The organism is Photorhabdus noenieputensis (assembly GCF_018448935.1).
In the GTDB taxonomy this organism is placed as follows: Bacteria; Pseudomonadota; Gammaproteobacteria; order Enterobacterales; family Enterobacteriaceae; genus Photorhabdus; species Photorhabdus noenieputensis.
This window is the reverse complement of sequence record NZ_RCWC01000017.1, coordinates 94,146-100,145: the sequence shown is the minus strand read 5'-3', so window position 1 is coordinate 100,145 and position 6,000 is coordinate 94,146. Positions and strand designations below refer to the sequence as shown.

General features: G+C 35.7%; 3 protein-coding genes and 1 pseudogene. 1 reads left to right on the top strand and 3 read right to left on the bottom strand.

What is annotated here, in order from left to right:
* The 3 genes and pseudogenes from EAE91_RS24995 to EAE91_RS13160 form a co-directional block, all read right to left on the bottom strand.
* Window positions 1–121, bottom strand: a pseudogene (locus EAE91_RS24995) (IS982 family transposase); the annotation flags it as partial.
* Between the two features lie 257 nt (window positions 122–378).
* Window positions 379–4,245 (bottom strand): SIR2 family NAD-dependent protein deacylase, encoded by a 3,867-nt coding sequence (locus tag EAE91_RS13165; RefSeq protein ID WP_214088887.1) that lies wholly within the window; start codon window positions 4,243–4,245, stop codon window positions 379–381.
* 402 nt (window positions 4,246–4,647) lie between these two features.
* A complete protein-coding gene (locus tag EAE91_RS13160) occupies window positions 4,648–4,899 on the bottom strand; it encodes a hypothetical protein (RefSeq protein WP_244868827.1) in 252 nt (83 codons plus the stop codon).
* Window positions 4,900–5,179: 280 nt separating this feature from the next.
* Here EAE91_RS13160 and rlmA point away from each other — a divergent pair, with 280 nt between their 5' ends.
* Window positions 5,180–5,998 (top strand): 23S rRNA (guanine(745)-N(1))-methyltransferase, encoded by an 819-nt coding sequence (rlmA, locus tag EAE91_RS13155; RefSeq protein WP_214088886.1) that lies wholly within the window; start codon window positions 5,180–5,182, stop codon window positions 5,996–5,998.
* Window positions 5,999–6,000: the final 2 nt, after the last annotated feature.

Sequence of the window (6,000 nt, the reverse complement as noted above, 5' to 3'; positions counted from 1 at the left end):
AAAGGGAAGCTTCGCGGCGACGTTTGAGCAAACCATGTTCAATTAACTGTTGATGCCAGAGAGGAATAAATTTTTGGCAAAAGTCATCGACGCAGCAGTAAAGTTCTTCTAAATTAAACATGCCTGAGGATCTCCACGATTTTGTTTTCTTTGACAAAAACTTTGATCGTGCCTCAGGCACTTAGTTCCCTTCTTAAGCAAACCTCAGGTTAAGTAATGAATAACCTGCTATTTGCCCGCTTGTTGTGGAGAAAGGGAAAACTAAAAGGAGTGAACTATACTGGTTACAGAACAGGTTCACTCACTACTTTAGGGATGTTGCAGTTAACGCCATATGCAAAACTACAGACTCATAGAGACTGTTATTTGTATTAGTGTCTAGCGATACTCCCACTTATATTTAAGCTCAATGAATTTGCTATCAGAACCTAAGCTGGCATCAGTTTTTTCCATTTTTTCAAGCCATTTCTCAAAATCATAAGGCCATTTCTTTACATCCTCAGGTAAAGTATTGGATAAAACCGCTATTGTTTCTTTAGGGAATTTTTTAACTATTTCTTCGTCTTTAATATAATACATCAAGGATTCACCATTGTTCGTGCATGTTAAGAAAGGCATAACAATATCTACTAACTCTGGAAACATAGTTTCTTGAGAAAATAAAATACGGGAAATATTTTCTGTTGTTTTTGGTGATTTTATTACCTTTTGACGAGGCCAAACATGGGTAAAAAATTGAATTATTAAAACTCGCCATTGTAAAAAAAATTTATTATCAGGTTCATCTTTTGAAGAAAGCCTCCATAGCAACCATAGGATTTTATGGCGTAATTTTTCATCACCATAAACAAGAGCATATCTAAATTCAGAATCGGAAATAAATTGCTTTGATTTTTCATACAATTCACTAGCCCAACCAAATAATAAAAAATTTGCTATTGAATTTGTTTGAAGTTCAGGGTGAAAAGACACGCTATCACGTAAAAAGCCTAGTAAAAATGGTTTCAAAGTATCATACAACTGAGAGCTTCCGGGGAAGGCTTCTCCCCAGAAATAGCCATTCCAGAATGCTTCTTTCTCGTCTGGCTCACTATTTTCAATAACATGCAACAAATTATTATTAGTCCACACTGGAATATGGTGATGAAACCAAATTAGTTGTTTGGCTAAATATACTAAGGCATATTTCCTGGAATCACCTGATAAAGCATTCAAACGTTCAATATGAGAAAGCCATTGTTGAGATAATTTATCTTCTAAATGGAAATTTTTTAGACGAGAGTCTTTAAACAATATATGTGCGATTGATGATATGGGAGAGTTTTCAGTTTCTCGAATCCAATCTCGCTGTTCTTTTTTAATTTCGATGGTAGTAATAGGAGCTGGCATTATCCCTATAGTATCAATAAGATGCTTTAATAATGTGTCATAGATGTCAATATCTATAGAAGCTAACTTTTCATTTATAGACGAAATCCAACATAAAACAGGATCAATAATTGAGACTAAATCTTTGTTAGAATAAGACATCATTTGTCTTGCAATAAAATAAATGAATTTTTTTTTATCATTTTTTCGCGATTCAGACGACAGGAACTTTTCCCATATTTCTTTAGGATACTCTTTTTTATCTTTAGCCCAATGTCTTAGTGCAGAAAAAGCCCTTAATGGATATTGCTGTGATAATCCTTTAAAAGGGTCGTTCTTCTTTGAAACGATCTGTTCAACACAATTAAATTCTAAGGCTTGCGGAATAATATCCCTTATAGGAATATACAATAATTCATTACAGTTAGATTCAATACTTATATATCCGCCTTTGGATTTCATAGAGGTAGTGGCATTATTTTCTAGCTCAATCTCCCATTCAGGAGATATATTCTGAAGTTCTCTAACTTGCTCTTTTATATCAATATAAAAGTTACAACCTTTATTTTTAAGCCAGAATATTCGATTTAGGATACTATCAGCTTGCCATTTATCGCCTAGATTACTATCTATCCATGTAGGAATGAGCCTACCTTTTAATAAGCGCTCAACAATTTCAATGCACTCATTCTCTCTTAATTCATCCCATCTATCTGCAAGTGTTAGCATCAGGTCTCTTTGATTATGTTCATTCCAAAATTCATCATCGCTTAATGCATTGATAAGTGGGTAAAAATCGGAAGAGGGGACGATTTCAGGCTTACATGCAATCCATATACGAATTTGTGAAAATATAGGATTATTTCTGGGCCAACTCAAGAATTCGTTTCTTGCTTCATACAGGTCTAGTTGAATTAACCTTTCATACAAATGTACGTATCGCAATACGTATCCTTCCAGTCCGACATCTCTTATACTTAAACCTAGTTCTATACTGCTATCCTCTCTAATTGGTGATAACAAACGCACTGAGTGAGGTGTCCTTTTCTCTGATTCTAACGAATGAGCGTATTCAATATTTTTCCTCAGTTCTGGAATCACTTTAATTAGTAAAGAATTTGGAATATTAATTGCATCAAAATGGTGTTTTTCTATATACCGTACATCTAATTGCAGAAATTCACGAAGCTCAGTTATCGTATTAATTGGAGGAAGAAGGCTATTTATTTTGTTAGATACAGCTAAATATGGGCGCGTCAGTTTTATATATTGACGGAACGTCACTTCATTCCAACCGTATGTTTTAATTTCGTGTGATAGACTATACCAGTGGAGATCTAAATCTTTATCTTCATATTGCCAAGACTCAATTAGGTATTGCCAGATTTTGCGAATTTCACTATCTATTTTATTCTCTTTAAGTTTCTGTAAAATGTAATGTTGGATAGCTGGTTCGAGATAATTTTGTTTCGTTGCCCACCATATGGCTGTCGGCTGATGAGCTACTTTTGCAAGCCAAGCACCAAGATACCATTGTCTACTAGATAACTTTGAGTTTCCATATTCAGATGTTGTTCTGAATGAAGCAAAATGTTTCTCGTTTAACTCTTTAACATCATCATGATGTGGTTGAAACGCATCCCATGCCTTTTTAGCTATTTCTATATCTTCATTATTCTTTTGATAAATATCAGGTGTTTTATCAAAGTCTAAACCGTATAAAGTGAAAGGTTCAGGGGAAGTGTTACATCTCAAAGGCCAGCGGTTATTAGAGTGTGTAGCAAGTCGTATATTACGATCAAAAACACATAACCATTCTGCAGAAGGTGGATTATCGACAAGTGCAAATTTTTCCATACCTTTTGAAGTAGATACAATATGAGCAACTTGTCCACGTTCGTGGGATAAGAGATTGGTTGGGCCACGTCGAGCCATCTCTATAGTTTCGCTATACCATTGCTCTACGTTCTGCGCTCTTTTCGCCCAAGCATCTAATGTCTTCCAAAGAGCGGCATGTTTATCTTCAGGACTATAAGCAATTGCTTGAACACCCTTATGTTCCCATAGTTTTCTTGCATCTTCTATGGTTCCAGATTGAAATGCATATACATTTTTTGCTTTTATCAGATTTTTATTAAGTCCTTCGAGCAAATATTGCATTGGGGGATCATTTGCAGAATAGCCAATAAATACAACTGTATATTTAGAAAAAATCTCTCGAATAAAGTTCGTTGCCCAACCATCGGAAAGATAGGCTCTTCCAAACTCTGAACCTGATAAAACAAAACCATTGCTTTCTGCACCAATGTAATCGGAATTAGATCTTCCATGAAGATATACCAGTCCATCAATTAATTCATTTTTGGATAAATCTGGTAAATTTGGAGGTAGAAAATACGGAATCTCTGTCAAGGAACACTCATTGAATAAGCGATCAAAGTTAGTTGTAATTAATTGCACTCGACCTTCGGATGTAGTGGCAAGGTCTAACAATGATTTATGTGCAGATGTGTCAACTATGTCCGATGGTTTCAGTACTTGAGCTACAGTTTTTTCAATTAAATTCGTTTCGAACTCTTGTTCTAATAAGCTAAATATCCGATCTGTTGAAATAAGGGTTGATGCATAAGAAGGTAATTCAACTTCATTTCCTTCCTTATCTTTTAATCCTTTATTCAAAAAATCATAAAGTTGACGAGCTCGGCTATCATTAGTCGTTCCGAGTAAATCAATAACTTTCTGTGCCAATTGAAAAAAACTAGGAAGCTTAGCTTTAGCAAGAGATACCCCTGCGCCACAAAAGAAAACTACGCGCCCTTGATCACGGGCAAGTAATAATTCATCAGGAATAAGTGGCCCATCTTGAATAAACCGCAATTTTCTCTCCTTATATTGCAAATAATTTCATTATACTTTTTTATCATTTACCTTGGAATAAGGCAAATTTTTTCCATCCCATGTTTGTGTTTCTGATGTTGTTCATAAAGCGTTAATATTTCTGAATCAGGAAATTGATAATAAATAACATTTCGTAATTATGCTACACATAGCCCTCTTCAACTCATTGTTATACATAGAATTATGAGCGGTATAAAATGTAGCGCTATTTTGGGATATTATTTATATACTCGTCATCTTTCAAGTTGCCTCTTTGTTGGCTGCATTCGCTCACCCCGGTCACATAGTTTGCTATGCTCCCGGGGATTCTCTCCCTTGCCGTCGCGATGCATCTTGAAATCCATAGGATATAATGGATTGATATCACTTTGATTAGATTGTTTAGCTATTTTCGGATGTTTTCCGGTGATTCTTTTGTTCATGTATCGTCTCTTTCCCTGTAGATAATATGATTTCATCATTGAATTGCTTTAATACCGCAGCAAAATCTGCGCGGACTTTATCCAGATCATCGGCTAAAGTATCAACGTCACTTTTCTGTGGGATAAGATCAAAGTAGTTTGTATTGGGCATAATATCGAATTTCGGTGAAATTGATCTTAATTTATGAAAATATTGTATGAAAATGTTCATTCTATTACCTGCATTATTAGTTATTTCTATTAGTTAAATGACTTATTAACAATGATATTTTATTGGGTTTTACTTGAAAAATCATACCTGATAAATATATTTATGCCATAGAGATATTGCGAGACGCTTCAAAAAAAGGACTGAAAATAATGGAATATAATTTCATTCAAGATAATGATTAATCGTTTATATAGAATCATTAATTAGTATGATTTACGACGAAAAGTATCAGAATATGCTATAGTGCTGGCTGGTTTTTGCTTATATTTTTTGGAATCTTATGTCTTATCAATGTCCTTTATGTCATCACTCTTTATTGCTCGCTCGACAGCAATGGCGCTGTGAGAATAATCATCAGTTTGATTGTGCTAAAGAAGGGTATGTTAATTTGATGCCCGTTCAGCATAAAAAATCCAAGGAGCCGGGGGATAGCCCGGAGATGATGCAATCAAGAAGAGCGTTTTTGGATTCAGGGCATTATCAACCATTACAACAACGGGTTTCGGAATTACTGGAAAAGTATCTGCCAGAAAATGCAGAGAGTTTGCTGGATATAGGATGCGGTGAAGGTTATTACACCGCTGCGATTGAAGCACAGTTAAGCAAGAGACGTAATCTTAGAATCTATGGGTTAGATGTTGCTAAGATCGCGGTTCGTTATGGCGCTAAGCGCTATCCTGCTGTCAGCTTTTGTGTTGCGTCGAGCCATCGTTTGCCATTTGCTGATAAGTCGCTTGCCGGGGTGTTAAGAATCTATGCGCCTTGTAAAGCGGAAGAGTTGGCGAGGGTGGTTAAGCCACAGGGAATTGTTTTGACAGTCACTCCTGGTCCTCGCCATCTTTATCAGCTCAAAGAGTTGATTTATCAAAATATTCATCTTCATCCATTGAAGGCAGAACCATTGGAAGGATTTGAATTGATAACCGAGGAATCGCTATCTTACCCAATGAAATTAGATGGCCTGCGAGCGTATCATTTATTACAGATGACACCATTTGCCTGGCGAGCAGCAGAAGCTGTGAAAAAAGGATTGGCAGATAGAACGCTGTTTGAATGTGAAACTGATTTTATATTGCGGGTCTATCAACGCTTTAGTTGATC